At 37.3% G+C, this 1,023-nt stretch carries 1 protein-coding gene; it reads left to right on the top strand.

Features of this window, described 5'->3' with window-relative positions; all coding sequences use genetic code 11:
* Window positions 1-89: 89 nt before the first annotated feature.
* On the top strand, window positions 90-1,023 hold a 934-nt coding region (locus tag RG608_RS11490; RefSeq protein WP_308947002.1), incomplete at its 3' end, for an IS30 family transposase.

The raw sequence follows: 1,023 nt of genomic DNA, 5'->3' as shown, positions 1-1,023 counted from the left end.
CTTGAACATACAATATAAGTGCACAATAAAAACTCATAAGATTTTCTAGTAAAATAGAATTGAACGAACTAGTTACGAAAGGAAATCTTATGAGCTACCATCATTTTACCATAGACGAGCGTGAAAGTATTCTCATTTACCGTACTCAAGGCCTAAATTTTTCTCAAATTGGTAAGTTACTTCATCGTCATCCGTCTAGTATTAGTCGCGAGTGGAAACGACATCTAAGAGAAGGAAACTATTCTCCAAGTCATGCGCAGGAATCTTACTATATTGCTAAATCACACTGTGGGCGGAAACGGATACTTGAAATAGATCACAATTTAAGCAATACTGTCAAACATCTATTTCTCGAGTATCAATGGTCTCCTGAAGAAATAGAAGGTCGGTTGAGATTAGAGTTTGGAAAAGCTGTTATTAGTTATCAAACAATTTATAGGGCCATTTATAGAGGACATTTTGATGATAACTCACTATCTCATGGTGCTCGTGGTGTCATTCGCAAGCTCCGCCATCGTGGAAAAACGCGTCATACAAAAGGTTATGTCGAAAATAGAGGGAAAATCTCTATTTCTCATACGATTCACGAAAGACCAGAAGACGCTAATAACCGAACTAGGATAGGAGATTGGGAAGCCGATACTGTTGCAGGGAAAACTGGAAAAGCTTGTTTAGTGACTCTAACTGACCGATATTCTCGTTTTCTAAAAATACAGAAGGTAGCTGTTAAGAAAAGCAAGTTGGTGATAGAAGCTATGGTAAAAATGTTAGAACCCTTGACCAAGCATACTGTGACTCCTGATAGAGGGAAAGAGTTTACCTATCACCAGGAATTGAGTGATCAATTAAAAATTGAAGTCTATTTTCCTGACCCTCATGCTCCATGGCAACGAGGGACTAATGAGAATACGAATGGACTACTAAGAGAATATTTTCCAAAAGGTAGTGATCTAACATTGGTTGATGATAAGACTATTCAATTGTGGGAGAACAAACTTAATAATAGACCTCGAAAATGTCTTA

Origin of the sequence: Streptococcus sp. IsoGale022 (assembly GCF_031142805.1) — a bacterium.
Classification (GTDB): Bacteria; Bacillota; Bacilli; order Lactobacillales; family Streptococcaceae; genus Streptococcus; species Streptococcus sanguinis_A.
This window is presented reverse-complemented; position numbering and strand designations above follow the sequence as displayed.